At 51.0% G+C, this 25,413-nt stretch carries 23 protein-coding genes; all 23 read right to left on the reverse strand.

Annotation, left to right across the window (positions count from 1 at the left end):
• Window position 1: 1 nt before the first annotated feature.
• The gene (gmd, locus tag OZ656_RS13600; RefSeq protein ID WP_286714653.1) at window positions 2–1,120 is read right to left on the reverse strand and encodes a GDP-mannose 4,6-dehydratase; all 1,119 of its coding nucleotides are present in this window, start codon (window positions 1,118–1,120) and stop codon (window positions 2–4) included.
• Between the two features lie 169 nt (window positions 1,121–1,289).
• Complete coding sequence (gene rfbD / locus OZ656_RS13605) at window positions 1,290–2,174, reverse strand: dTDP-4-dehydrorhamnose reductase (protein ID WP_379944611.1); 885 nt, start codon at window positions 2,172–2,174, stop codon at window positions 1,290–1,292.
• Window positions 2,171–2,713 carry a dTDP-4-dehydrorhamnose 3,5-epimerase gene (gene rfbC / locus OZ656_RS13610; RefSeq protein ID WP_379944612.1) on the reverse strand — a complete coding sequence of 181 codons (543 nt, stop codon included), beginning with the start codon at window positions 2,711–2,713 and terminating at the stop codon, window positions 2,171–2,173. The genes rfbD and rfbC overlap by 4 nt, the downstream gene beginning before the upstream one ends.
• Window positions 2,710–3,582 carry a glucose-1-phosphate thymidylyltransferase RfbA gene (gene rfbA, locus OZ656_RS13615; protein ID WP_379944613.1) on the reverse strand — a complete coding sequence of 291 codons (873 nt, stop codon included), beginning with the start codon at window positions 3,580–3,582 and terminating at the stop codon, window positions 2,710–2,712. The genes rfbC and rfbA overlap by 4 nt, the downstream gene beginning before the upstream one ends.
• Window positions 3,579–4,670 (reverse strand): dTDP-glucose 4,6-dehydratase, encoded by a 1,092-nt coding sequence (rfbB, locus tag OZ656_RS13620; RefSeq protein WP_379944614.1) that lies wholly within the window; start codon window positions 4,668–4,670, stop codon window positions 3,579–3,581. Before rfbB ends, rfbA begins: the two co-directional genes overlap by 4 nt.
• Window positions 4,670–5,635 carry a glycosyltransferase gene (locus tag OZ656_RS13625; protein WP_379944615.1) on the reverse strand — a complete coding sequence of 322 codons (966 nt, stop codon included), beginning with the start codon at window positions 5,633–5,635 and terminating at the stop codon, window positions 4,670–4,672. The genes rfbB and OZ656_RS13625 overlap by 1 nt, the downstream gene beginning before the upstream one ends.
• A gap of 6 nt (window positions 5,636–5,641) precedes the next feature.
• On the reverse strand, window positions 5,642–6,661 hold the full coding sequence (locus tag OZ656_RS13630; protein ID WP_379944616.1) for an NAD-dependent epimerase/dehydratase family protein: 1,020 nt from the start codon (window positions 6,659–6,661) through the stop codon (window positions 5,642–5,644).
• A 47-nt stretch (window positions 6,662–6,708) separates the two neighbouring features.
• Window positions 6,709–7,701 carry a DUF6418 domain-containing protein gene (locus tag OZ656_RS13635; protein ID WP_379944617.1) on the reverse strand — a complete coding sequence of 331 codons (993 nt, stop codon included), beginning with the start codon at window positions 7,699–7,701 and terminating at the stop codon, window positions 6,709–6,711.
• Between the two features lie 247 nt (window positions 7,702–7,948).
• Complete coding sequence (locus tag OZ656_RS13640; protein WP_379944618.1) at window positions 7,949–8,884, reverse strand: polysialyltransferase family glycosyltransferase; 936 nt, start codon at window positions 8,882–8,884, stop codon at window positions 7,949–7,951.
• Between the two features lie 171 nt (window positions 8,885–9,055).
• Window positions 9,056–10,123 carry a pseudaminic acid synthase gene (gene pseI / locus OZ656_RS13645; protein ID WP_379944619.1) on the reverse strand — a complete coding sequence of 356 codons (1,068 nt, stop codon included), beginning with the start codon at window positions 10,121–10,123 and terminating at the stop codon, window positions 9,056–9,058.
• An 11-nt stretch (window positions 10,124–10,134) separates the two neighbouring features.
• Window positions 10,135–10,641, reverse strand: coding sequence for a UDP-4-amino-4,6-dideoxy-N-acetyl-beta-L-altrosamine N-acetyltransferase (gene pseH, locus OZ656_RS13650; protein WP_379944620.1), 507 nt, complete (start codon window positions 10,639–10,641; stop codon window positions 10,135–10,137).
• Window positions 10,641–11,786 carry a UDP-2,4-diacetamido-2,4,6-trideoxy-beta-L-altropyranose hydrolase gene (gene pseG, locus OZ656_RS13655; RefSeq protein WP_379944621.1) on the reverse strand — a complete coding sequence of 382 codons (1,146 nt, stop codon included), beginning with the start codon at window positions 11,784–11,786 and terminating at the stop codon, window positions 10,641–10,643. Before pseG ends, pseH begins: the two co-directional genes overlap by 1 nt.
• Complete coding sequence (pseF, locus tag OZ656_RS13660) at window positions 11,747–12,448, reverse strand: pseudaminic acid cytidylyltransferase (RefSeq protein WP_379944622.1); 702 nt, start codon at window positions 12,446–12,448, stop codon at window positions 11,747–11,749. The genes pseG and pseF overlap by 40 nt, the downstream gene beginning before the upstream one ends.
• Window positions 12,449–12,450: 2 nt before the next feature.
• On the reverse strand, window positions 12,451–13,614 hold the full coding sequence (pseC, locus tag OZ656_RS13665) for a UDP-4-amino-4,6-dideoxy-N-acetyl-beta-L-altrosamine transaminase (protein WP_379944623.1): 1,164 nt from the start codon (window positions 13,612–13,614) through the stop codon (window positions 12,451–12,453).
• A 2-nt stretch (window positions 13,615–13,616) separates the two neighbouring features.
• Complete coding sequence (pseB, locus tag OZ656_RS13670; protein ID WP_379944624.1) at window positions 13,617–14,615, reverse strand: UDP-N-acetylglucosamine 4,6-dehydratase (inverting); 999 nt, start codon at window positions 14,613–14,615, stop codon at window positions 13,617–13,619.
• Window positions 14,616–14,654: 39 nt separating this feature from the next.
• On the reverse strand, window positions 14,655–15,896 hold the full coding sequence (locus OZ656_RS13675) for a lipopolysaccharide biosynthesis protein (RefSeq protein ID WP_379944625.1): 1,242 nt from the start codon (window positions 15,894–15,896) through the stop codon (window positions 14,655–14,657).
• Window positions 15,896–16,873 (reverse strand): Wzz/FepE/Etk N-terminal domain-containing protein, encoded by a 978-nt coding sequence (locus tag OZ656_RS13680; protein WP_379944626.1) that lies wholly within the window; start codon window positions 16,871–16,873, stop codon window positions 15,896–15,898. The genes OZ656_RS13675 and OZ656_RS13680 overlap by 1 nt, the downstream gene beginning before the upstream one ends.
• Window positions 16,873–19,419 (reverse strand): SLBB domain-containing protein, encoded by a 2,547-nt coding sequence (locus tag OZ656_RS13685; RefSeq protein WP_379944627.1) that lies wholly within the window; start codon window positions 19,417–19,419, stop codon window positions 16,873–16,875. Before OZ656_RS13685 ends, OZ656_RS13680 begins: the two co-directional genes overlap by 1 nt.
• 39 nt (window positions 19,420–19,458) lie before the next feature.
• Window positions 19,459–20,940, reverse strand: coding sequence for a capsule assembly Wzi family protein (locus OZ656_RS13690; protein ID WP_379944628.1), 1,482 nt, complete (start codon window positions 20,938–20,940; stop codon window positions 19,459–19,461).
• Between the two features lie 16 nt (window positions 20,941–20,956).
• Complete coding sequence (locus tag OZ656_RS13695; RefSeq protein ID WP_379944629.1) at window positions 20,957–22,336, reverse strand: undecaprenyl-phosphate glucose phosphotransferase; 1,380 nt, start codon at window positions 22,334–22,336, stop codon at window positions 20,957–20,959.
• Window positions 22,337–22,729: 393 nt separating this feature from the next.
• Window positions 22,730–23,209 (reverse strand): transcription/translation regulatory transformer protein RfaH, encoded by a 480-nt coding sequence (rfaH, locus tag OZ656_RS13700; RefSeq protein WP_379944630.1) that lies wholly within the window; start codon window positions 23,207–23,209, stop codon window positions 22,730–22,732.
• A gap of 3 nt (window positions 23,210–23,212) precedes the next feature.
• Complete coding sequence (gene cysQ, locus OZ656_RS13705) at window positions 23,213–23,980, reverse strand: 3'(2'),5'-bisphosphate nucleotidase CysQ (protein WP_023009042.1); 768 nt, start codon at window positions 23,978–23,980, stop codon at window positions 23,213–23,215.
• A complete protein-coding gene (locus OZ656_RS13710) occupies window positions 23,980–25,341 on the reverse strand; it encodes an MBL fold metallo-hydrolase (protein WP_379944631.1) in 1,362 nt (453 codons plus the stop codon). The genes cysQ and OZ656_RS13710 overlap by 1 nt, the downstream gene beginning before the upstream one ends.
• Between the last annotated feature and the right edge of the window lie 72 nt (window positions 25,342–25,413).

The following is a 25,413-nucleotide window of genomic DNA, read 5'->3' on the forward strand; positions in this document are numbered from 1 at the left end:
CTTAGTTCTCCACCGATACCGGAACATCATGGCCATGGGCCTTGAGTAAGGCATGGCGCTTCGCAGCCTGCAGGTCCTCCTGAACCATCTCGGCGCACATCTCCTGCACGGTAATCTCCGGCACCCACCCCAGTTTCTCCTTGGCTTTGGTTGGATCCCCCAATAAGGTTTCCACCTCGGCTGGTCGGAAATAGCGGGGATCCACCTTCACAATCACGTCGCCCGGCTTCACTGCTGGCGCCGCATCACCAGACACCGCTACAACTACGCCAATCTCATCCACACCCTCACCATCGAAACGAAGCTCAATACCCAGCTCCGCCGCAGACCACTTAATAAACTCCCGAACCGAATACTGAACACCGGTCGCAATAACAAAATCCTCGGGCTGATCCTGCTGCAACATCATCCACTGCATGCGCACATAATCCTTGGCATGCCCCCAATCCCGGAGTGCGTCCAGATTGCCCATGTACAAACAGCTCTCAAGCCCCTGAGCGATATTCGCCAGGCCACGGGTGATCTTACGGGTAACGAAGGTTTCACCGCGCCGGGGCGACTCATGATTGAACAACACACCATTACAGGCATACATGCCGTAAGCTTCCCGATAATTCACGGTAATCCAGTAGGCGTAAAGCTTGGCAACGGCATAGGGCGAGCGCGGGTAAAACGGCGTGGTTTCTTTCTGGGGAATCTCCTGTACCAGGCCATAAAGCTCAGAGGTGGAGGCCTGATAAAAGCGGGTTTTCTTCTCCAATCCCAGCAAACGAATGGCCTCTAAGAGGCGCAGGGTGCCCATGGCATCTACATCTGCAGTGTATTCAGGTGACTCAAAGCTAACGGCCACGTGTGACTGCGCCCCCAGGTTATACACTTCGTCTGGCTGCACTTCCTGCAAAATGCGCGTGAGGTTGGAAGAATCCGTAAGGTCACCGTAGTGCAACACAAATCGCTGATTATCGGTGTGAGGATCCTGATAGATATGGTCTACACGCTGAGTGTTGAACAACGAGGCTCTGCGCTTGATACCGTGCACCTCGTAGCCCTTTTCCAGCAAAAACTCTGCAAGGTAGGAACCATCCTGGCCGGTAACACCGGTAATCAACGCCTTCTTCATTGTGCGACCCTAGAAATTTTGCAAACAACAAAACGAAAACGGGCCTTCGCTCAGCACGAAAGCTCGTTTGCGAGTGAGTTGGCGCAAGTTTACGCCAACAGCACTACTTTTTCAGTAACCATCACGTAACCTAACCATTGGTTAGGTTCACCCTTAACGCACGGCAATTCTATTTTTTTGCAGCATAATCCGCCTCAAGCACCTTACTACAAACATCTCTTAGAGCGTCGGCCCAGCTTCCTTCTCGAATTCCCACTCTCGCTTCAAGCAATCCTCCATCAAGAACAGAAAAAGCGGGGCGTTTCGCAGGCGTTGGGAATTCAGAAGTGGGTATTGGATTAATTACCGGGAACTGGAAGTCGGCCTTTAGAACTCCGCAAGTTTGGAAAATCTCCTGTGCAAACCCATACCAACTGCAGCGTTGACCTCCAGAAAAATGGTAAGTGCCGCTCACAGGTGGGCTTTCCGCCAAAGCTCGCAACGCCTCGGCCAGATCTCCGGCATAGGTAGGCGCACCGATCTGGTCATTCACAATCGACAGACTGTCACGCTCACTCCCAAGCCTCACCATTGTCTTCAGAAAATTACTACCGTACTCACTAAAAATCCAAGCCGCGCGGACAATGACATAGCGATTCGCCTTCTCCGCTTCTCTCTCACCGGCCAACTTGGACTTTCCATACACACCCATCGGATTTACGGAATCTCCCTCACGGTAGGGCCGAGTTAATGAGCCATCGAATACATAATCCGTCGACACATGAATCAGAAAAGCGCCAATCTTATTGACCGCCGCAGCTAAATTAGCGACAGCATCTGCGTTCACCTTGAACGCCAGATCCGATTCTACTTCCGCTTTATCAACCGACGTATAAGCCGCAGCGTTAATTATTACGTCAGGCTCATGAGCAAGAACAAAGCTCTCAACTGAATCGGAACTTGTAATATCGAGCTCACTTCGGCTTGCTGCAATGACCTCATGGCTAGATTCTTTAAAACTGTCTTGCAAGCATTTTCCCAGCTGCCCGCACGCACCCGTTATCAGTACCCTCATGAACAACAAAACTCCCGAAAACTAGGGGCATTCGCATCTTTCTCAGATAACTTGACCTCAATATCAATAGGCCACTTTATCCCTATATCTGGATCATTCCATGCAATCGCACCTTCATCTGCCGGGTCATAGTAATCAGTGCATTTGTACTCAAAGTCAGCCGTCTCACTGACAACAACAAAGCCATGCGCGAAGCCAGGGGGCACCCAGAACTGGCGCTTGTTATCACCATTCAGATAAACACCTTCCCACTGGCCAAAGGTGGCCGAATCACGACGAAGATCTACTGCAACATCAAACACCTCACCATTAACCACACGCACCAGTTTTCCCTGAGGCTTAGTGATTTGAAAATGCAAACCACGCAAAACACCCTTGCCAGACCGGGAATGATTATCTTGCACAAATGGCAAACTGATACTTGCCTCTTGGGAGTACCGCTCCGCCTGAAAAGTCTCAAGAAAAAAGCCCCGGTGGTCTCCAAACACCCGGGGCTCGATCACCACACAATCCTTAAGGGTCGTAGGAACAACCTTCATACCTGCTCCTCAGCCAATCTCATTAGATACTGTCCGTAACCAGTCTTGGCGAGCTGCTGCCCCTTTTCGGCAAGCCAGCCATGGGTTACCCAACCGTTCCTGAAGGCAATTTCCTCAAGACAGGCAATTTTCAATCCCTGACGATGTTCAACCGTTTGAACGAAATGCCCAGCTTCGATAAGCGAGTCGTGAGTTCCCGTATCCAACCAGGCGAACCCTCGCCCAAGAACACTCACACTCAAATCACCCCGCCTTAGATAGGCATTATTTACATCGGTGATCTCTAGTTCGCCTCGATTTGAAGGCTGGATTTGTTTAGCAATATTCACTACATCATTGTCGTAGAAATACAAACCTGTCACGGCGTATTGTGACTTGGGGCGTTCAGGCTTTTCTTCAATCGACAGCGCCTTGCCCTCCCCATCGAACTCAACAACTCCGAAACGCTCGGGATCCGTCACATGATAACCGAACACCGTGGCCCCGGTTTCACGACCGACTGCCTCACGTAGCATCTGACTGAAACCATATCCATGGAAAATGTTATCCCCTAATATCAAGCATACACTATCGTCGCCAATAAACTCTTCGCCAATGATAAACGCCTGAGCAAGGCCATCTGGAGAGGGTTGTGGTGCGTAGCTAAGCTCGATACCAAAGTCAGATCCATCCCCAAGTAATTTAGAAAAGCTGGGCAGATCCTCCGGGGTGGAAATTACAAGTATCTCTCTAATACCAGCCAACATAAGAACCGACAGGGGATAGTAAATCATCGGCTTATCATAGACCGGTAACAACTGTTTGGAGACGCCACGAGTGATAGGATGAAGCCGGGTGCCAGAACCGCCGGCAAGAATGATACCCTTCATGCGTTTTCTCCTAAGCGATCCAGTTGGTACTCTCCGCTCAACACTCGTTGCCACCACTCCGGGTTATCCAGATACCATCGGACCGTCTTACGAATTCCCGTCTCGAAAGATTCTTGGGGCATCCAACCCAACTCTCGTTCAATTTTACTGGCGTCTATCGCATATCGGACGTCGTGTCCGGGCCTGTCCTTTACAAATGTAATTAACTCTCGGTAGTGGGCCACCTGAGAAGCAGGCTGCCATCTCAGGTGCGGATAGGTACCCGGTGGAGACATTTCTTGCAAAAGATCACATATGGTTTCAACCACTTCGAGATTTGTCTTCTCGTTGTGACCACCAATATTGTAGGTCTCTCCTACCCGGCCCTCGGTAGCCACGCGCAGCAACGCACGCGCATGATCTTCCACGTACAGCCAATCACGAATCTGAGAGCCATCACCATAAACCGGTAAAGGTTTGCCCGATAAGGCATTCAAAATCATGTGGGGTACAAGTTTCTCGGGAAAGTGATAAGGCCCATAATTGTTGGAGCAGTTGGTGATCACAACCGGTAGACCATATGTTCTATGCCACGCCCTCACCAGATGATCGGAACTGGCTTTAGACGCCGAATAAGGCGAACTCGGCGCATAGGCCGTTGTTTCGGTGAACAGGTCGGAAGTATTCACCAGATCTCCATAAACTTCATCTGTCGAAATATGGTGAAACCGGAACGCCGATTGTTCTGATTTATCCAGACTTAGCCAATACCGACGAGTTGCTTCTAACAGCGTATAAGTCCCTACGATATTGGTCTGGATGAAATCGGATGGGCCATCGATCGAACGATCAACATGACTCTCAGCCGCCAAATGCATAATGTGGGTTGGCTGAAACTCAGAGAACACGCCATCCAATGCCGCAGCATCGGAAATATCTGTCTGAAAGAAGTGGTAACGAGGAGATCCAGAAACCCCCTGAACCGATTCCAAATTGCCCGCATAGGTCAGCTTGTCCAGGTTAGCCACGCTGCACCCAGACATCTGGGCGATCTGTCTAATTACGGCTGACCCTATGAATCCGGCACCACCAGTAACCAGAATCCGCATCACTTAGTCCCCGCAAACGGCCCAAGCCAATAACCCCGGTACATTCCGATCTTGCTTTTTAATCGAACCGACAACTTACGCTCACGCTGCCCCAACTTGTAGGCTATCAACTTAACGGCGTTGCGTAGTAAGGCCCCGGGCCACAAATAGCATCTCCTGAGCCCTAAAAACTCAAGCTCCGACTTCACATACTTCAAGCCTTCTCCACCGGCACCTCCAAACTCCTGACGTATCCATGGCTCCCGGGAATGAAACACACCCATATCGAAATACCGGCGAAACTCCTCGGAAACAGTATAATTATGAGAATGACGGCAGCAGGCATCTCCGGCGTACGCAACCTTAAAGCCCGCGAGTAACATCTTTGCAGCTACATACATGTCCTCGGCAAAAATAACGTGATCAGGAAATCCTCCAACCTCTTGCAATGCCTCTCGGCGGTATGCAGCGAATGAATTAGATATAAAAGCGGCCTTAATACCTAAAACCGGTATGTCATCCTTAGATTTGACCCGTGAAACCGGTGGATAGTTAAAAAACCTGGCATGTTGCGCTAAAGGATTTGCGTCGTAGTGGGGTAGCTGACGACCACAAACTGCGCCAACGCTGCTGTCCGCCAACGGAGTCAGAATATTTCGAATGGCGTCTTTATCCTCAAGATAAGCGTCCTGAGTTAGAAAGACATAAACATCATAGTCGGGGAAATCATTCACCATCTTCTGACGCGTGCCGCCATGGTTAAATTCTGCCCCGGCGATGACAACAAGTTCCTTTACTTCCCCACATAATTGTCGACGTTGCGCCAGCTCTCCAGTGCCGTCAGACGAGCTCGAGTCAACGATTAACAGGTCAAACTGTGTGGTTTGGCTCTCCATGCTATCAAGTAACCGCTCTAGGTCATCCCTCCCATTGAACGTAGGCACGATACACGCAATTCGTAACTTGGTAAGGTTCTCGTTAATCATCTGTTCTTAACTCCATTCCTCGGGACATTCTTTCTTCCAATCTTCAAAAGCCGCACGCAAGGAATATTGATAGGAATACCCTTTATCCAAAAGATACTGGGGGCGTATATTGTTTGATCGCACCAATTTTCTAATCCTCACCGGACTGAAGGGATGGCTTATACCCAAAGGCTTGGCGAAGAATTCAATGAAGTACGAACAAGTTAAAAGTACCTTATACGATATATTAGGGACCCGGCGTTTAACTCCAGCCACATCACAAATAGTATCAACGTACTCTTGGATAGATGGGCCCGGATTCATGCTCATATTAAACAGGCTAATTTTTTCATTATGCTTGTCCTGATTCTCCAGAACCCAACAAATAGCCCTACACAATTCTTTAACGTAAGTACCGGCTTTCCTTGTGTTTCGGTTACCCATATAAAAAAAGTAACGTCCAAGAACAGCTTTGATCAGCCTAGATACGTTACCGCCTTCGCCGGGACCAAATACTACACCTGGGCGCACAATCACCAGACGACGATTAACCTCGTCCCTGGCCTGCCAGATTTGATGTATTTTTTCAGCAACCAACTTCGAGCCGCCGTAAGCGGTTGCAGGAACCGGCAACGATGACTCTGTTCTTATTTCTTCACTCGGCCCATAAGGAGAGATAGAACTGGTGAACACCAACCGGTTACAGTTCACCTTCTCCGCAAAAGCACACACATTCTCAGCGCCTAGCAAATTGGTCTGGTAGTATTCGAAATCCGCGTGACCGGGTTCGCGATGGACGGCCGCAAAGTTCGCAATCAATACGACATCCTCTTCAGGATGCCAATTAATCAGCTCACAAACATCAACATATTGATACGAAATTCGTGAATCTTCCTCGACCAATTTCCTTCGGTAACGGCTGGACTTCTCGCACAAAGGTTCACAATCAACAATATAAACTTTATCTACTATTGAATTTTCTAATATATATTTAGAGAAAAAAACTCCAACGAATCCTGAGCCGCCAAACACAACACAAGTTTGCAAAACCACCCCCGATAAAGATCTTTAAAATCAAAAATATAACAAACAAATCACTTGAAAACACTTTTAAAACGAATAGCGAGAGCAGACCACATCACCAAGAAAAGGATAATAAATATAGATTTCACGTTTACTATTGCAGAAAGTGACCCCATCGATATAAAGGACACATACATCACCAGCAGATTACTGACAAGAAAGAACCCTACAATCTTTTTTTCTTTTAACAAAGAAAACCATACGCGAGACATCAAACCCAAAAATAAAAATGAAAAAAAAGCAATAAAAAATGACAAAAACGAAAAATAATAAGCAATGGCCGCATAAAATCCAAAAGTAAAATTAACACCTCTCTTTATCATCTCTGGAGCAATCTCCGGCGAGATCTTGATCATTAAATTTTGCATCGCATTTGTAAACTCGGAAACATTCAATACATTATTATGGAGCCAAGAGAAATCACTAAAAACTCCCCAAAACATATGCCCCTGCATTCCGAAAACCCTATATAGAATGAGTCCTAAAGGGCCACCAAAGTCATCTGACAAACTGTAGCTAGCATAATGATAAAAAACAAGAGATATTAATAGCAAAAAAACGATCGCTATTTCAAAAATATACGACCTCAAAAAGTGACTAATTGACTTGCCTTCTAAATTGAGAGAGAGGAAAGGCAAAGCAAAAAATAAGAGGCCTAATAATGGCCCCCCAAACTTTTGACCAATAAATACTAGGTAAACCTCGTAAGCAACAAACAAGATACTTACAAACACCTTCCATTTTGAGCAAGCGAGCAAGTACCCTAAAATAATCGGCACATGTATAGAAATTGCCCCAAAGAATTTCAGAAAGAACCAGAATCTGGTATTCTCTAAGAATTCAAACCGATCAATATACCCGGCAGAAAACAGTGGTGGAACACCCGAAACAAAAATATTCACATACAAAATTGAAATGAAGGCAGAGCAAAACAGGAGCGCAAAAATGTTTACTTGACCAGCATCAAAACCTATCTTCGGGATTAAAGAAGAGGTAACTTTCATTTTTTGGGATGCCCAGACCCCCAAAAAAGATAAAAATATCATTACTGAAAGAAATACGTGCCCGTTATGATAATGAGAGTATAAGTCCTGCTCAAGAAGATATATTTCATTCAGAGAGATATAGAGAACGGAGACTCCACCTAAAATGATTGAGAAAAGATAGTACGATATGATTAAATAGTATGAAGCTATTAATTTTAGAAATATAAAAATTGAACTCCCAAGGAAAATTATTGAAATAAACACTTCAAGTTCGCTCAAAGAAAAATACCCCTTGACTCTTCATTACACCAACTACAGACTCCAAGTCAGGTGATACATCTCGCAACAGAGGCCCGTAGCTATATGCGTTTACAGAGGAGTTCACGGCCTTAATATTCAGGAGAGCACTGCTATAGTCACCCAAAACATATCCTGGTTTATACTTGAAAAATAATTTTTCCGCTGGCTCCACATCCCCAACCAAACTTACCACATCAAATGCGCCGGAAAAAAAGTCAAACAATATACTTTTGTTGCAACGTGGGTGTGTCTTTAATACTATTTTACGAATAGACCTAGCGGTACAGAATTTCTTTATATATTCGGCCAAAAAAATTAATTCCGACTTAGAGTATAGAACCGGCTCCAAAACCATTACCACCTCTAAGTTCAAATCAATGTCGGCATAAAAACCATCATCAATGAAGAATATTTTTTTGCTGAAATCGAAATCATGATCGCTTAAAATCTCAGGGAAGATCGCTCCGCAGACACATTGGGCCGATTCGTCGTTTATTTTCTTGCCCACAGATCTAAAAAAACTCAAATAAAATAGACTCTTTATCTTATTAAACAATATAGTTTTTCTCAGGCTTCGACTCGTCCACTCAACTTTCCTGAAGTTTAAAATTCCATCGTACAAGAAAAAAACCCGAATATTTTTGCACTTAATAAGCAAGATATTAGCTACGAAATTGACAAAGTGGGGAGTATATAATTCCAAATGTTTACTATTGTAGCATTCTCTTAGTGCTCGGGATATTTCAATATAATTATAAAGCCAGGCCCACCCGCCAATCAAAATCGCCCCCTTTATATCTGTATCATATACACTGAATACGACACATTTATCGTGGCTACTTGATATAATTTTTTTAATCAGGCTCTCTTGTGCCTTACCTAAAAGGATTAGAGCTTTCATTCGATATTCCAGTGCAGGCTTGAATTTGCCTTTTTAGAGACAGTTAAAGATCAAACTGTCCAATTTTTGACCCGTTCGTATGGGTCATTTCTCATTGCTGCAATCTTTTGGCATCAACTGCTACTACGTCAGATCAAAATTTGACAAAAGCTCAGCCTCCAGACACTGGACCTAAAAATCGATCTGTTCGTGAATGTCAGAAAAATTTACTGGTGAATTAGCCGAAACGTCTCTAGAAAGGCGCTTCCCTAATAGAACATCGTTGAACTTTGGAGCTAGTCCATAGCCGGGCCTTACGCTTTTTATACAATCAGACGTAATTATCTCCCCCGCTTTCATATCCTTGATGAAATACAACGAGCGCCTGAACTGGACATTCCCCTGTTCACTAGATTTGCGCCCATAATCAACACTCCCCAGAGATTTCCAAGCGGTTTTGCTATCTCTGCAAAGTGCAGAGAGGTCTGCCGGCTCCAATGAAAAACTATCATCCGGTCCACCGCCATTTCGATCCAAAGTGAAGTGCTTTTCGATCAGTGATGCGCCCAGAACCACGCTTGCGATAGCCGTTGTATTGTCAATCGTGTGATCAGATAACCCGGTAACCAAACCAAAGCGCTCGATCATATCGGGGATGGTGCGTAGGTTGTAGTCCTCCGCGGGTGCTGGATACCCACTTACACAATGCAGTATCGCCAATTCCCGGCAGCCGCCGTCGCGTGCTGCCGCTATGGCTTCTGCAATCTCATCCGCATCGGCCATACCCGTTGAGATAATCATGGGTTTGCCAGTAGATGCAACATAGCGAATGAGTGGAAGATCTACGGCTTCAAACGAGGCTATCTTGTAGGCCGGTGCATTGAGATTTTCCAGCAAATCCACCGCTGAAGTATCAAAAGGAGAACTGAAAATAGGGATACCGAGTTCTCTGGCGCGCTTGAACAGAGGTTCATGCCACTCCCAGGGCATGTGGGCTTCCTCATATAACTCATAAAGAGTGCGGCCATCCCACAATCCACCCTTAATTCGAAAATCTTCAGCAGTGGAATCCAGAGTAATAGTGTCTGGACGGTATGTTTGCAGCTTCACCGCATCAGCTCCGGCTCGAGCCGCTTCCTCAATAATCTGCAAAGCCGTTTCGAGCCGTCCGTTATGGTTCGCCGAGAGTTCCGCAATGATATAGGGCGAATGATTACGTGAAATCTGTCGACCTGCGATCGAGATTACCGGATTACTCATCTTTGAATTCCTTAATTGTTTGCCTGCCACTCGTGCTCCAGCAACCCGAAGCACACGACATCATGATAAACGGCACCGTCGTAATGCTGCTCTCTCAGCACACCTTCCTGCCTGAAGCCCAGCCGACGGTGGAAGGCAATCGATTTTTCGTTAAACGAAAGCGCCTGACCGCAGAGCTTATGCAGACGCAAATCACCAAACGCAAACGATAATGCTGCGCTCCCCAGCAATTTCCCCATACCTTTTGGAGCGTCCGGAGACATATAAAATCCCCAATCGGCTACTGAATCACACCGACCTTGAGTGATGTTTACGAATCCAAGATCCCGCCCATCATGCTCATAGATCATCAGGTGCACGGCCGGGTTTTCTCTCGCTTTGGCATACCATGCAGAATGCTCCTTGAGCTCAATCTCATGAGTCGTATACATGTAGCGGCGGACGTTGGGATGATTTCTCCATGCAAGCACCAACTCGAGATCTGAAGCCTGCATTTTTCTGAGCCTATCGCTCTCCACTAGTGTTCCTCCGAGCAGAGCATCATTTTTTCAAGCACCGATTCCACTCCGTTGCCTTCTGTGACTGACGAGGCCATTTGCCCAATCTCAGAAAGTTCATGAGAACCCAGAAGCCGGTCAACGACGCTCTCCAACGCGTCAATGCTTTCACCTTCGCGCCGGACCACAATTGCCGCACCCACATCGCCGAGAGCCTTGGCTCCCCCCTCCTGATTCTCTGCCAAAACCAGCAGGACTGTCGGTAAACCAAGACAACAGCGCTCCCAAGACGTGCCTCCAGCAGCTCCTATACAAAGGTCCGCCAGACACATACGTTCGGCCATGTCGCTCACGTTCACGCTCACCGTCGCCCTGAACGGGAGTTTGCTTGCCTGAACTCGAACAGAGTCCAGACCGGGAGCGGATGCGCCCATCACAATGTCCAACTCGGTTTCCGGAGGCAAACGGCTGCGAGACAGAACCCTTAGTACTTCACCAGTAACGTTCTCCCGATCTACCCCCCCAAGAGTAATCAGGATTCGCCTTACTTCTGGCGATCTCCTTCTCTCAAGGCTGAGCTTCCGCATAGCCGCGAACTCGGGCCGCAGAAGCGCATAGCGTGGGCCACAGAGTCGGATACAGTCAGGCTTGGTCAGACCATCATAATCTTCTGGTTGCCGACCAAGATTCTGATCCAGCAATAAACGGCAGTGGTGGTTTCTGTCGGCCAGATCATCAATAACCATAACCTTCGCTCCCACCTGGGATACTTCCTGTTCCCAGCGAGCATCGAGAGCATAGTGATCTACAACGACCCAATCAACCTGCCTTCCGCCCACAATATTCCGGGTTTGGTCTGCATCGAAATGCCAGGGAACGCCCAGCCAATCCGAATGAGCCGGCACGCTTTCCTGCTCGGGGATTAGCGCATCGGAGCGTCCTGGCGCCAACAAGTGAACTTCAAATCCCTTTTGCCGAATCAATGCTTCAAGGTTACCGGGGTGATCGCGACCGATGAACAGACACTCATGCCCCCTGCTGCGCAGAGCTTCCGCCAGCGTCAGACAACGCATAACGTGACCGGTACCAATATCGATTGATGCATCCGCACGAAACGCAATACGCATCAACTTGCACCTTGCTCCCGCATAGCGCGGAACAACCATTCTGCTCGATCCCAGTCTTCCGGCGTATCAATATCCTGAACCCGATGCCTGGGTAAGATAACCGGTACGGCGTCTTCTGAAAAAATCGGCCGACCTTCCCTCCACGCCTCAGCTGTACCCCAATAGAACTGGCCCGCATCATGCCAGGCCTCTTCCAAATCCTGAGAACGAGTTTGAAAGTGCTCGGGGCTGAACATCGCTATTCGACCATCATCCTTGATTCGAATGGCCCGCTGGATAGGAAATGCGTAACTGGTTACCGAGAACGCATAGCTGCAACGCTCACCAACCAGTAACTCCTGCCCCCGCATGAGATCATCTGAGCTCACAAAGGGAGCGGTAGCGTACAGGCAGCAAACCCGAGATACCGGAACTCCAGTGGACGCCAGCCATTCGACAGCATGCTGAATCACCGGGATCGTGCCGGTATAGTCATCGGAAAGATCTGCTGGACGCATAAACGGCGTTTCTGCACCGTATTCCCTTGCAACCGCAGCGATTTCTTCGTCATCGGTTGAAACGATGATCCGTTCGAAACACCCACTCCTCAGCGCAGCCTCAATCGACCAGGCAATCATTGGCTTACCGAAGAAAGCTTTGACGTTTTTCCGGGGTATACGTTTGCTGCCACCTCGGGCGGGTATGATCGCTACTGACGTCATGATCACTCTCCCGCCAGAGCCACTCGGAGTGCCTCAACTACTTCGTCTTGCTGATCATCGGTTAATCCCTGAAACATAGGGAGGCTGATCGCTTCGCGGTAGTAAGCCATTGATTGAGGAAACGCTTCAGCCTCAAAGCCCATGGACTCATAAAATGGCTGCGTATGTACCGGAATGTAGTGCAGGTTGACCCCAATTCCCTGTTCCCGCAAAGACTCGAACACCTCCCGGTGAGTTCGGGAAATGACATCCAGCTTTAGGCGGACAACGTAGAGGTGAAGTCCAGAATAGCTGTCTGGATGCTGCCAGGGCAATACAACAGGCAAATCGCTCAACAGTCTGTCGTATCTTTTTGCCAGCTGATGCCGGCGGGCCACAAACGCATCCAGCCGCCGCATCTGGCTTGCTCCCAGAGCCGCCTGCAATTCTGTCATCCGGTAATTGAAGCCCAGATCCACTTGCTGGTAATACCAGGGCCCGTCAGGTTCATGGGTCATCAAGGCTGGGTCTCGGGTAATGCCGTGGCTGCGCAGCAGGTTCATCTTTTCCGCTAACCCAGCACTGTTCGTTACCGCCATACCGCCTTCAGCAGTGGTCACAATCTTGACCGGATGGAAACTGAACACAGTGATATCGCTATATCGACCGTTGCCGATAAACTCGCCCTGGTATTTGCCGCCAATCGCGTGGGACGCGTCTTCAATTACCTTGAAACCGTACTCTTTCCCGAGGTTACCAATCGCTTCCATGTTGCACGGCTGGCCGCACAAGTGAACCGCCACCACCACTTTCGGCAAACGGTCTTCCTGCTTTGCCTGTTCAAGCTTTTTCTTTAGCGCAACCGGGCACAGGTTGTAGGTTTTTGGGTCGATATCCACGAAATCGACCCTGGCACCGCAATACAACCCGCAGTTAGCGGAGGCTACAAAGGTAACAGGCGTGGTCCATAGCCAGTCGCCCTCCCCCAGGCCCAATGCCAGGCAGGCAATGTGCAACGCTGAAGTGGCACTGTTGACTGCCAAGGCATGGTTAGCCCCCACATGGTTTGCCACCGCCTGTTCAAATTTAGGCACCATCGGGCCTTGAGTCAGGAAGTCTGACTTCAGCACCTCCAGTACTGCATCGATATCTGCCTGGTTAATGTCCTGCTTACCGTAGGGAATCATGGTCAGATCTTGCCAATTTCGCTGTTGTGGCGGTCAATCCAGGATTGCAGTTCTTCGTCTGTCATCCATTCGGTGTTGTTATCACTGGCGTACACAAAGCCTTCAGACACCGGCTTGCCGTCTTTGATGCGCTCTTTACACGTTCCCCAATCATTGATGTTGGGCAGAATTTTGAAATGCTCGGGGTACTCGTAGGTGAAGTATGAATCCTCGGCACCAATCATCTGCTCATGCAGCTTCTCGCCCGGGCGAATACCTACGATTTCCTGCTTGGCTTCTGGAGCAACAACTCGGGCCAGATCCGTCACCTTCATGGACGGAATTTTCTTCACGTAGATCTCGCCGCCCACCATGTCTTCAAAGGCATGCCATACCAGCTCCACACCCTGCTCCAGGCTGATCATGAAACGAGTCATACGCGGGTCGGTAATGGGCAGCACGCCTTTGTCTTTAATAGACATAAAGAACGGGATAACTGAGCCGCGTGAACCCATTACGTTGCCATACCGAACCACAGAGAACTTGGTTTGGTGGCCACCGGCGTAGGAGTTACCTGCAACAAACAGCTTGTCAGACGCCAGTTTGGTGGCACCGTACAGATTGATTGGGCTACTGGCTTTATCGGTGGAGAGAGCCACAACGCCCTTGATGCCTTTATCGATGGCGGCATCGATCAGGTTCATGGCGCCGTGGATGTTGGTCTTAACGCACTCGAACGGATTGTACTCGGCAGTGGGTACAATTTTGGTGGCGGCTGCATGCACTACGTAGTCCACACCATCCAACGCCCGGTAAAGGCGGTCTCTGTCGCGGACATCACCAATGAAGAAGCGCAGGCGGTCGTCGCCCTGGAACAACTTCGCCATCTCCCACTGCTTCATTTCATCCCGGGAAAACACGATGATTTTCTTGGGGTTGTACTTTTCCAGGGTCATTGGAATGAATTTGTGGCCGAAGGAGCCGGTGCCGCCGGTGACGAGGATGGTGGAGTTTTCGAGCATAGTCACTTTCTCTGGGTTTTACGGTAAAGATGAATGGTATCACCGCCAGTCGGCGGGTGTTAATCGGTAGAACTGGAAGGTTTTCCAGGCCAGCATAAATGCGAAGGCGGATATCAGCCCAAAAGGTACCGCTAGTTCTCCGGCTATCGGCGCCAGGGCAGCAGTACTGGCCAGGAAAACCAAGAATCCTGCGATATGAGCCACAATCAGCGCTTTGTCTTGGCCTCTGGCGTACAAACCGTAATGCGGAATCATTCCCACCACAAAAAGCCCAGTGGAGAGCAGCAACCAAGCAAACAGATCAATACGTTCAAGATAAAGCGGTTTATCCAGCCACTGCAGCAACGGCATGGCCGCCAGCCAGGCGCACGCAGAGAACAGCGCAGTAAGGGCTACCGTCTGCCATGCCAACTGGTGGTATTTTTTTCGGAACTCTGCGGCATTGTTGTTGGCATGGGCGGCGATCATAGCCGGGTATAGGAAAGTAAACACGCCCGCATCCATAAAGCCCAGCAACGCCATGCACATACCAATAAAAAGCACGTACGCCCCGAGCACATCCAGCCCTGCGAGGGCTTCAAACCAGTACCGATCCACGGTGTAGATGCCACGCAGAGCCAGTGTGGCAATCAGCATGGGAATCGCAATCTTCAGGCCTTTCTTCAGCCACCCCCAATCTACCCCTTTCAACCAGCCACCCATGGGTATTCGCCATAACACGGCTACACCAATCAACATCCCAATACTGCTACCGGCTATCCAACCTGTAAGTACGGTTGGCAGTTCCTGGCTGGGCTCATTGAGGAACATAACTGCGACCACTGCCACACACCAGGCGCCGGCGCGGAAGAAGAGCACCCAACTGGCAACGAGCTGGCGCTGCAGCGCTACTAGCAGGCGATTCAGTTCCTGAGTTATATGCTCCAATACCAGGATGACCAGAAACCAGGGGAACAACCACCAGGGCAGCAGCTCCAGGGCGAACAGACCAACAGTGAGCGGCAGAAAGACCGCATACAAAATAAGGCTGAGAGCAACCTGGCTCTTGAGTAGTTGGCCCCGGTTTTCAGGCTCTGCTTTCAGGATCTCACGGGTAGTGAATATGTAGAAATCAAAGCCCAGAAAATAGAGGGCATAGCTTATGGTTACCGTAAGCAGGCCGTACAGGCCCAATTCCGCAGGCTCCAAAAACCTCGCCAGCATGAAAATGAGCAGAAATTTGCTGACTAAGGTAGTGCCCCGCAGCCCGAGGTTGGTGAGCCTGATGACCAGGTGCTTCATTACGCGGTTGTATCGCCGGTATTGCTTTGGCTAGAGCTCTCACCATCGGAACCTCTGATAAAGGCTCTGATAAACACAATAAATACCCCGAGCATGCCACCCAGAAGCGTTGCTATTACGCAGATCAGCGCCCGCTTCGGTTCGGCCTTTTCCTCCGCCACAACCGCGGGGTCTACCGTTTTGAATACATACTCTTTCTGGGCATTGGCCAACATCACTGTGCGGGTTTCATTCTCGATGAGCTGGTAGAACACTTGCTGCATGCCCGCGATGTTGGTTTCGTCCAGTTTTTGCTCGAGGTACGCTATCCGGGCTTCGGCTTCTTCCACATCCTGCTTGCGCATGTGCTCGTTGATATCTTGCACCAGCTTTTCCGCCCACTCCTTTGCCAGAATCGGGGAGTAGTGCTTCACGCTCACCGTAATCATGCCGGTGTCTTTGGCTTCGCCAACACTGAAGTGGTCTTCCCGGAAGGTTTCTACCATGTCCCAATCGGTAGGTTTATGGCTCTCACCATCGCTGTCGGGCAGCCATTCGCCCGTTTCGGGATTGTACTTGTCTCGGTCGTACACCCAGTCTCCGGTCTTCTTATTCCAACCTTCCACAGCCATTAACGGAATTTCCATATCATGGCGATGGAAAAAATCAGTAAGGAAGGCTCGGGACTGCAGCACTTCTTTGGCAATAACGGTCTGATTCGAGCTTCCGCCCCCCAGATTAATGCCCGCGAGGCTGGCCAAACCTCCAAACTGGCTGGCCAGGCCACTGAGGCCACCGCCCTCTTCCTGGGCCGGCGCCACTAGCACGCTGGACTGGTAGATGTTGGGTTTGTATAGCGCATAGCCAACGCCTGCAGCCGCGAACACCAGTGTCGTCAGCATTATTATCCATTTGCCTCGCCAGAGAGTGGCGAACAGTTCGCGCAGGTCGATTTCATCATCCGGGTAATAGGTCGGTTGTGGCGCTGTCTCGTTCATCAGAGGTTCCCCACAGCTGCGGCGCCCAGTGCCATCTGGTAAACGATCTGGCTGACGTTGGTCCAGAGTTCGAGCTGATTCAGGCGGTCTACATCAATCGGCATGATAATGGTGTCGCCAGGTTGCAACTGCTGGCTTCGGCCACCAAACCATTGGCTGCGCTCCGGGAGCATAACGGAGCCATCGGCTTTGACCACATAAACTCGGTCTTCATCTGCTTGCCGGGTGGGACCACCGGAACGTTCGAGGTAGTCATCCACGGTCAGGCCTTGTTGGTGCAGATGACTGGTGGGGAATTGAACTTCCCCGAAGACAGAAACCGCTTGGGGAATCGTGGGTATGGTCAGGCTATCGCCGTCTTGCAGGCGAATCGGCTGATAGTCTTCATCGCTTAAAACAGCCGCAAGATCAATCACCATTCGCCCAACCGGGCGGCTGTTCTGGACATCCTCCAAGAGGCCTTCAACCTGCTGGATACGCTGCGAGGTTTGGCCGCCAAAGTTGTCACCCTCTAGTTGTACGCTTAGTAAATCGCCCTGCAGGCGCTCTTCGGCTTCGCGCAGGCGCTGAGCTTCCAATTGACGCAGTTTTTCTCGTGTAAATACGGCTCCGCGAGGGAATGCATTCTCTGTCAAACCACCGGCGCGTTGGAGCACGTCTTTGAGTGTTTCGCCATCACGGAAGGTGTAGATACCCGGGTAACGGACTTCTCCTTTGAGTTCAATGGTGCGCGTTTTGGCAAACTCAGGAATGGACTTGATCAGTACCCTGTCGCGGCTTTGCAATTCGATATTGCTTCTACCTGCCATGGCATCCGTCAGGTTCACGTTAAGAATGTGCGTTTGGCCCACGCCGTTCTCATCTACGGTGTAGCGGGCTATTTCGGCTTGGTAGAGCGACGCCGAGTCTTTCAGGCCACCGGCCACAAAAATGGCATCTTCCAGCCTTTGGGTAGCAGGCAGGGGGTACTCACCGGGGTATCGCACCGGACCACTGATCGCAATGGTTTGCTGCGGCCGGGTCGGGCTGGCCTGGGCCTTCAGGCGCTGGATCACAGGTTCAAATAGTTTTTCGCGAGTGAAGGTATCACTGGCAGACACTTCGTCGGCTTTGGCTTTGCCGTCTGGTTGATGCGCCAGATCGGCTTCGCTTTCGATATCAACTTTTCCCGCGTCTGAGAAAAACAGCAATCGGTCTTTTTCCTGCAGCTGGAGATCCTGCTGACCACCGGGGTTACGCACGGCTTCCCTTAGCTGCAGGTTCAGTACAGAAATAGTGTCATTTTCAGGGTCTGTGCGAACAACCGCAGCGTATTGTTTGTCGGCCACAGGAGACAGATCTGCATCCAGATTCTTAATCAGGGAGCTTACACGCATACCGGGAACCCAAGCGAACTTGCCAGTTCTGACTGCCGCGCCCTGAACTTCTACGTACTGACCGGTAATGTCTGCTATGGAAGGAATGGTAATTCTGTCACCTGCCTGGATAGTGGCTTTGCGGCCTTTTGGGCTGGTGTAGTCGGCCTCCGCGATGATGCGTAGAAAGTCTTCGTTTGTGCGCTCTATGTTAATGCGTTGCGGGTAGGCCTGAGGCGTGAGGCCGCCGGCCATACTGATCAATTGTGCCAGCGAGTTTTCACCATCCAGCTCATAAAGCGCTGGCCGGTAGACTTCGCCCTCAATGCCGACGCGTTTTCCCACTGGCGGGATGAAAATAACATCCCCTGCCTGCAGGCGGTTGTCGTTGCGGCTATCACCGTTGAGCAGCAGCTCGTACAAATCCAGAGTGCCTAATAACTTACCATCGCGCTTGTGCTGCACGTTTCTGAGGGAGCCGGTTTGTTTGATACCGCCAGAGACATACAGCGCATTGGTGATGGTAGAGAGCGAGCTAACCGTGTATGAACCCGGGTTTCTTGCCTCTCCGAGGACAAACACTCTCATGCTGCGCAGTTCGCCCAGTGAAACACTGGCCTGTACCCCAATGTACTGTTCTGAAACCCGCGTTCTGATTTGCTCCCGAGCCTCATCAAAACTCAGCCCGGCCACACTCAGGGGACCGGAATCCGGAAAGCTGATGGTGCCATCCCGGCTTACGGGAAGCTCAAGGTTCTGGTTTTCTTTGCCCCAGAGTTGAATGCGCAGCACATCTCCAGGACCCATCGTATAGTCTGCAGGTACCGGAATCTCCGTTACCGGAGCAAAGGTGCTGGGGTCTCCAGCGAACAGGTCATAGCCGAAGGGCTTAAGGCCATTGTTCTTGTCCGCCGTTTTTTGCTCTTCTGCCTGTTCTGCGAGCGCCTTGTCGCGCTCCTGATCGGTAATCTGATTCACCGGTTCTACTACTTGCACCGGTTGAGGACGGCTGGATGCCGCGTTCCCGCCAGTCAGTGCGTTCAGGTCTACGCCGTATTGCCTTGCAAGTGCCTCCTGTTGGGCTTTGGGCAAGCTTTTAAACTGTTCAATCTGGGCGGGCGTAATCGACTGGGCAGCCGCCACCAAGGGCAGAAGCAGTACGAAGGTAAGCAGGCGTTTTGTCAGGTTCACGGTTACGTTATTCCGGTTCTGAGTTTGTATCGCGGATTTTTAGAATCTGTAGGTCCAGCTTGCACTGGCGGTCCACTGGTCTTGTTCACCACCTAAAAGCTCGATTTTTTTATCGGTAGCTTGCAGGTTAAGGTCCAACCAACCTTTTAACACTTCGGTTCCGTACCCGGCTTTGACAATGGCCACTTTCTGGGCGCCGTCCGGGACGAAGTAAAAGATATCATTATCTGGCTGAGAAACGCGGTTACCTCCATCGTTATTGAGGTCTGCGTAGGTCAGCGCCAGCGAGACGTTACTACCATCGGGCAGGAAATGAAACAGGCCAGCCGTCAGCGCCTCAGCATCTCCATCGAAGGTGGATCCCATATTACGTCCGTAGTATTGGTAACCGGTTTTATAGCGAAAATGGCTGTAGGCGTAGTTTGGAATGGCGTCGCCCACTATGTCGTCTGCAAGCGTACTGGTGAATTCGAAGAACCATTGCTGGTCTGCGCCCAGGAGCTGACTGGTCCAGTCGACTCCAAACAACCAGGATTTCCGTGACGGGATGTATCCGGCCTCGTCTTCGCCCATCATCTCCATGTAAACACTCATGGATTGTTCCCCCACCGGGAAACCGTAGCGGATGTCGATTGCGCCGATCTGGTTGCCGGGATCTGAGCCGTCGTAGGAGTTATCTTTGCCGATGAACGCATCCCAGAAGGTGGAGAAGCCTCCGGGGTAGCCTTCCCCACCGAACATGATTGCTCGCGTAAAACCAAGATCCAGGCCCTGAATCGGGCGCAGGTTGAGGCGCATACCTACCAGCCGAATATCGGAAACGATTCTTTCCTCTTCCATCTCGCCGGCGAAGACTGTGAGATTCCAGGGCCCCAACCATTCCAGCCAATCGGATTCCGGCGCCGAGGTGTCTTTTCGGTTCAGCCAAACCGCTGGCATGGGCCGGGCATTGGTGGAGAGTACCATGGCGGATTGCCATCCAGGCCCCCACCATCGCTCGATAGCGCCGGCACCCACCACCCAGTTGCCTGGGGTTGCCGCGAGATATGAGCCGTCTAATCTGAGGGTTTCATCGTCGGAGGCATTGGCCACCACACTGGGCTTGACTCCCAGCGCGACATATTCGCCCTGCCACTGCAGATTAACCGAGAGCTCACCTTTCTCCCGTGGGTGACTGGCAAATCCACGAATTGATCTGGCTTGTGTACTTCCAGAACCCTGAATTTCAAATCTCACTCCCGGGCTGCCCAACTGTTCCCGCTCGAAATTCAGATACGCTGCCTGGGAGCTAACGGCGCCAGCGTCTGCGGCAATCGAATTGCTTACGCCGCTATCGATATCTGCCCACATCACAGGCCATGTCGTTACGCCTTTGTCGTAATGCCCTCGGTCGGCCAGTTTTTGCAGCGAGTGCCGTGCTCGGGCGTCCCCTGGCTCAAGCCAGGGGGCCGCGTTTAGTGCCGTTGAAGCCGCAAGCATTACTCCGGCGGTGATCAATTGTCTGCGTCGGGATACAGGCATTCCGGGCCCTATCGTTTCAGTAGATGTTTTTGGAAAGAAGAGTCAGAGGGGTTTTAATCAGAATCTTGATATCCAACCACAAGCTCCAGTGGTTGATATATTCCAGATCCAGCTCAACGCGCTTTTGCATCTTGTCCAATGTTTCGGTTTCGCCGCGGTAGCCGCTGATCTGAGCCAGACCCGTGATACCAGGCTTGATTCTGTGGCGGGCCATATAGGCAAGAATCTTGTCGGAGTAGTAATCGTTGTGGGCAACAGCATGTGGCCTGGGGCCTACCAAGGACATATCGCCCTTCAGCACATTGAACAACTGTGGGAGTTCATCGAGGGAGGATCGGCGCAGGAAACGGCCGATGGGGGTAACACGTGGGTCTTGCTTCTGCGCCTGCTTTACCTGCGCATCGTTATGGACCTTCATGGAACGGAACTTCAATACTTCAATGATGTTGCCGTTCCAGCCATGACGCTCCTGGCGGAAAAGTATCGGGCCCGGGGAGGAATGCTTAACGGCAATGGCGCAAGCCAGTAGCACCGGGCTGAGCAAGATAATACCCAACAGTGCCAATGACTTGTCCATAAAAGACTTCATGAGCGCACTGCCTGGGTACGCGGTGAGCGGGCTTTCGTTCAAGTGTATGGCCGGCATTCCGCCCAGATTGTGAATACTGTGATTCAGCAGTTTCAGGTTGGCGAAATCCGGCACCCAGACGACGTCTACACTGGCATCCAACAAGTCGACGTAGAGGCCCTCTATCTGATCCGTCTCCCTTGCCGGTAACGCAATATAGACACGGGCCACCTGATTCGTGCGGATAATATCGCGCAACTGGCTTACGTAACCGAGGGTTGGAAAGTAGCTTGTTTCTTCAAGCTCGTCGTCCTGAGCATCGTCAAGCACCACCAGGCCAACCATGTCTTCGCTGCGCTCGTATCGGAGTTTACTGGCCAGGTTATAGGCCAACTGGCCTGAACCAATCACCACGCAGGTACTGGCCGATCCCAGCTTGGTTTCTACTCGCCGGGCAACCTTGTGGAGAGGCATAAAGGCAATAGCTTGTAGCAAAAAGCCACCAACGATCCATTGGAGCACGACTTCCCGTGAGTAGGTTTCGCTGGTTTTTGTAATAAAGCCAATAAACACCAAAATGGCCGCAAGGGTAGCCCAGGCCGCTGCCAGTCTTGCAATGCCAGCGAGATAGCCATTGCGGGTGCTGAATGCCCGATAGACAGCGTATAAAGGAATCGCAAGCAGGGAGGAGAGTACTGCCAGGACGCGGTAGGTGGAAGGAACGTCACCGGATTTATCCAGGGTTAAAACTAACAGCAGGCTCACCTGGATAAAGGTTGCTACAGCCCATTGCCCCCAGAAAATAAACTTGATGGGGGCCCTGGTCATCGGGGCCAGTGGGTACTCATGTTGAGGTCTGGATAACCGGACACTCGCAAGCTGATGCGGGTGAAATTTGGTTCTTGAAAAGTCGTTCATGAAGCTTTCTGGCACGCTACCGCCCCACCGACCAGGGCCCAGTGTTTTAAGGTCATAAGAGTTATTTTCTGCGGACAAGGATAAAACGGCTACAACGGGAGAGAAGTTCCCAACAGCTTCCTTGTCAGGGAATGAATGAAGTATTTCAAAAGCATGACGATTCTACGGCAAGCGCTATGACAAGCAAGTGACAAAAAGTCTGACACTTGGGTAATTCGGGTGCCCTGGCAGTAAACATTTGTTAAACATTAGAAAGCGCAACCAATTCGATCACATTTTCAACACATCGTCGTCAGACTGCCGTCAAGTTCTGATAACGGAAACAGGCACCTTTACCTGCTGCTGCTTCTGCATAAAGGAAATCAGCACAATTGCGCGTTCTTCGCCATCATAGGCCTGAAAAATCGCGCTAATGCCTTTAAACGGGCCATCATCCAGCTCTATGGGCTGACCCGGCTTGATGCCGCCCTGCTCTGCCACCTTATCCATACTGCTTTTAATGTGAGCAATCACTTCGTCGTCAATCGGTGCTGGCCGGTTGGCAAAGCTGACAATGCGCAGCACACCGCGAGTGGACCGGAGCTTAGCCCACTTCGGGTCGCTTTGCTCCAGGTTCACAAATACGTACCCCGGAAACAGTGGCTCCAGCTTTTTGGTGCGTTTACCTGCCTTGATCTTCTCCACCTCGATTTTCGGGTAGAAGCAGGCGATGTCCTGATTCTGCAGGTGCTGGACTGCCCGGTCGCCCTGAGCCGGCTTGTGTTGTAGTGCGTACCAGGTCATGGGTTAGAAATACCAGTTTCCCGCGGCAATGAAATTGGGGTTCAGGATGTTTTCTTTTCCGTAAACCAAGGGCTGGCCCTCCGGCGTTTGCACCTTCCCCCCTGCGGCGACGAGCACCGCGTGGGCGGCCGCAGTATCCCACTCGCTGGTCGGGCCCATTCGTGGATAAATATCAGCATGCCCTTCGGCAATTCTGCAGAATTTCAGGGAGCTGCCAGCCTGGACGGTTTCGTGTGCGCCGAGGGTGTCGATAAAGGCGCGGGTTTCCTCGTTGAGGTGATTTTTGCTGGCGACCACCCGCAACGTGTCTTTGGGTTCTGCCACCCGTATGCGGTGCACCCGGCCGGTGCGGTCCCGCATGTGAGCACCTTCACCCTTGATACCCCAGAAAGCTTCTTTCAGGGCTGGAGCGGTGACCACGCCCATTACGGGCTCGCCGTCTTCAATCATGGCGATGTTAACGGTGAATTCGCCCGTGCGCTGGGTAAAATCCTTGGTGCCGTCGATGGGGTCAATCAGCCAGAACCGGCGCCATTTTTTCCGCTCTTCCCAGGGAATCTCCGCGCCCTCTTCCGAGAGTACGGGAATGTCCCGGCTGATCTGGCGCAGGCCCTTGACAATGATGTCGTGGCTGGCGATGTCCGCAGCGGTGATGGGTGAGTGATCTTCCTTATAATTCACCTTGAAATCAGACTGGTAGATATGCAGCACTTTTTCGCTGGCTTCATCAGCGATTTTGATCACATCTGGCAGTATGGAGCTGTAGTGCATCAGATCTCTACCTCTTCGAACAAATCCGGTACCTCGGCATCCCATCCGAACTTTTCCGAGATGCGCTTGCGCATGGTATCACTGGCCACCGCTTCGCCGTGAGTCACGTACACCTTTTCGGGCTTCAGAGTACCTTGCTCCAGCCAGTGCAGGATTTCCCGATAGTCGCCATGAGCACTCATGGAATCCATGTTATGGATCTCTGCTTTCACCGGCCAGTACTCACCGTGAATCTTGACCGATTCGGCGCCATGCACCAAGACATCGCCGCGTGTGCCAGGTGCCTGGAAGCCCGCAAAGACAACGCTATTTCTGGGATTTGGCAGCAGGGTTTTAAGGTGGTGCAACACCCGGCCGCCCGAGGCCATTCCACTGGCTGAGATGATCACGCAGGGATATCTCACGGCATCCAGCTCAATGGATTCCTCGACGGTGCGAACGAACTCTGTTTTGTCGTCGATCAGCTCGCACTGGGCGCCGTTCAGCTTGTGCTCTTTGTGATGTTTGCAAAAAATTTCCGTGGCTTTGATGGCCATGGGGCTGTTGAGATACACCGGTAGCTTCGGAATACGCCCCTGCCCCATCAGTTTGTGCACAACGTACAACAACATCTGGGCCCGGCCAACGGCGAAAGCGGGCATCAATACGATCCCGCCGCGGCCCGCGGTTTTAGTGATAATCTCCTCCAGATCCTTTTCTGGATCGGTTTCACCATGGGTGCGGTCGCCGTAAGTGGATTCACACACCAAAACATCGGCATGACTGATGGGCTCTGGTGGGCGCATAATGATGTCGTCCTGGCGCCCGACATCGCCACTGAACACCACGTTGCGGGATGAACTCTTGTGCGTAACGTGCACGCAGGAGGAACCCAGGATATGCCCGGCCGGAGTGAAATGAACCTCAAAGCCCTTCACCGGCTCGAATTTTTCGTGGAAGTGCAACGATTCAAAGTGTTTCAGGGCTTCCCAGGCATCTTTCTCGGTAAACAGAGGTTCCGGGTTTTCGTGCTTTGAGAACTTTTTCCGGAAGGCGTACTTGGCATCCTCTTCCTGCAGGAACCCGGCATCGGGCAGCAGTACTTTGCAGAGCTCATGAGTGGCTTTGGTGCAGTAGATCTTGCCTTTAAACCCGTTCTTGACCAATGCAGGAAGGTAACCGGAATGGTCAATGTGCGCGTGGGTAAGCACCACCGCATCAATAGTTGAAGGATCTACCGGAAACTTGGCCCAGTTTCGGCGGCGCAGGGTTTTCACGCCCTGGTACATGCCACAATCCACCAGCATGCGGTGATTGTCGTCGGAAAGCAGATAACGGGAGCCGGTGACGGTGCCTGTACCACCGAGGAAGCGGAGTTTCATAGGCGCGTAAGTCCTTGTCTGGTTGGCGATAGACAAAGCTTAACGTAATTTTCCGATGATGGGAGTGCTGTG

The organism is Marinobacter sp. LM1 (assembly GCF_042763285.1).
Taxonomy (GTDB): Bacteria; Pseudomonadota; Gammaproteobacteria; order Pseudomonadales; family Oleiphilaceae; genus Marinobacter; species Marinobacter nauticus.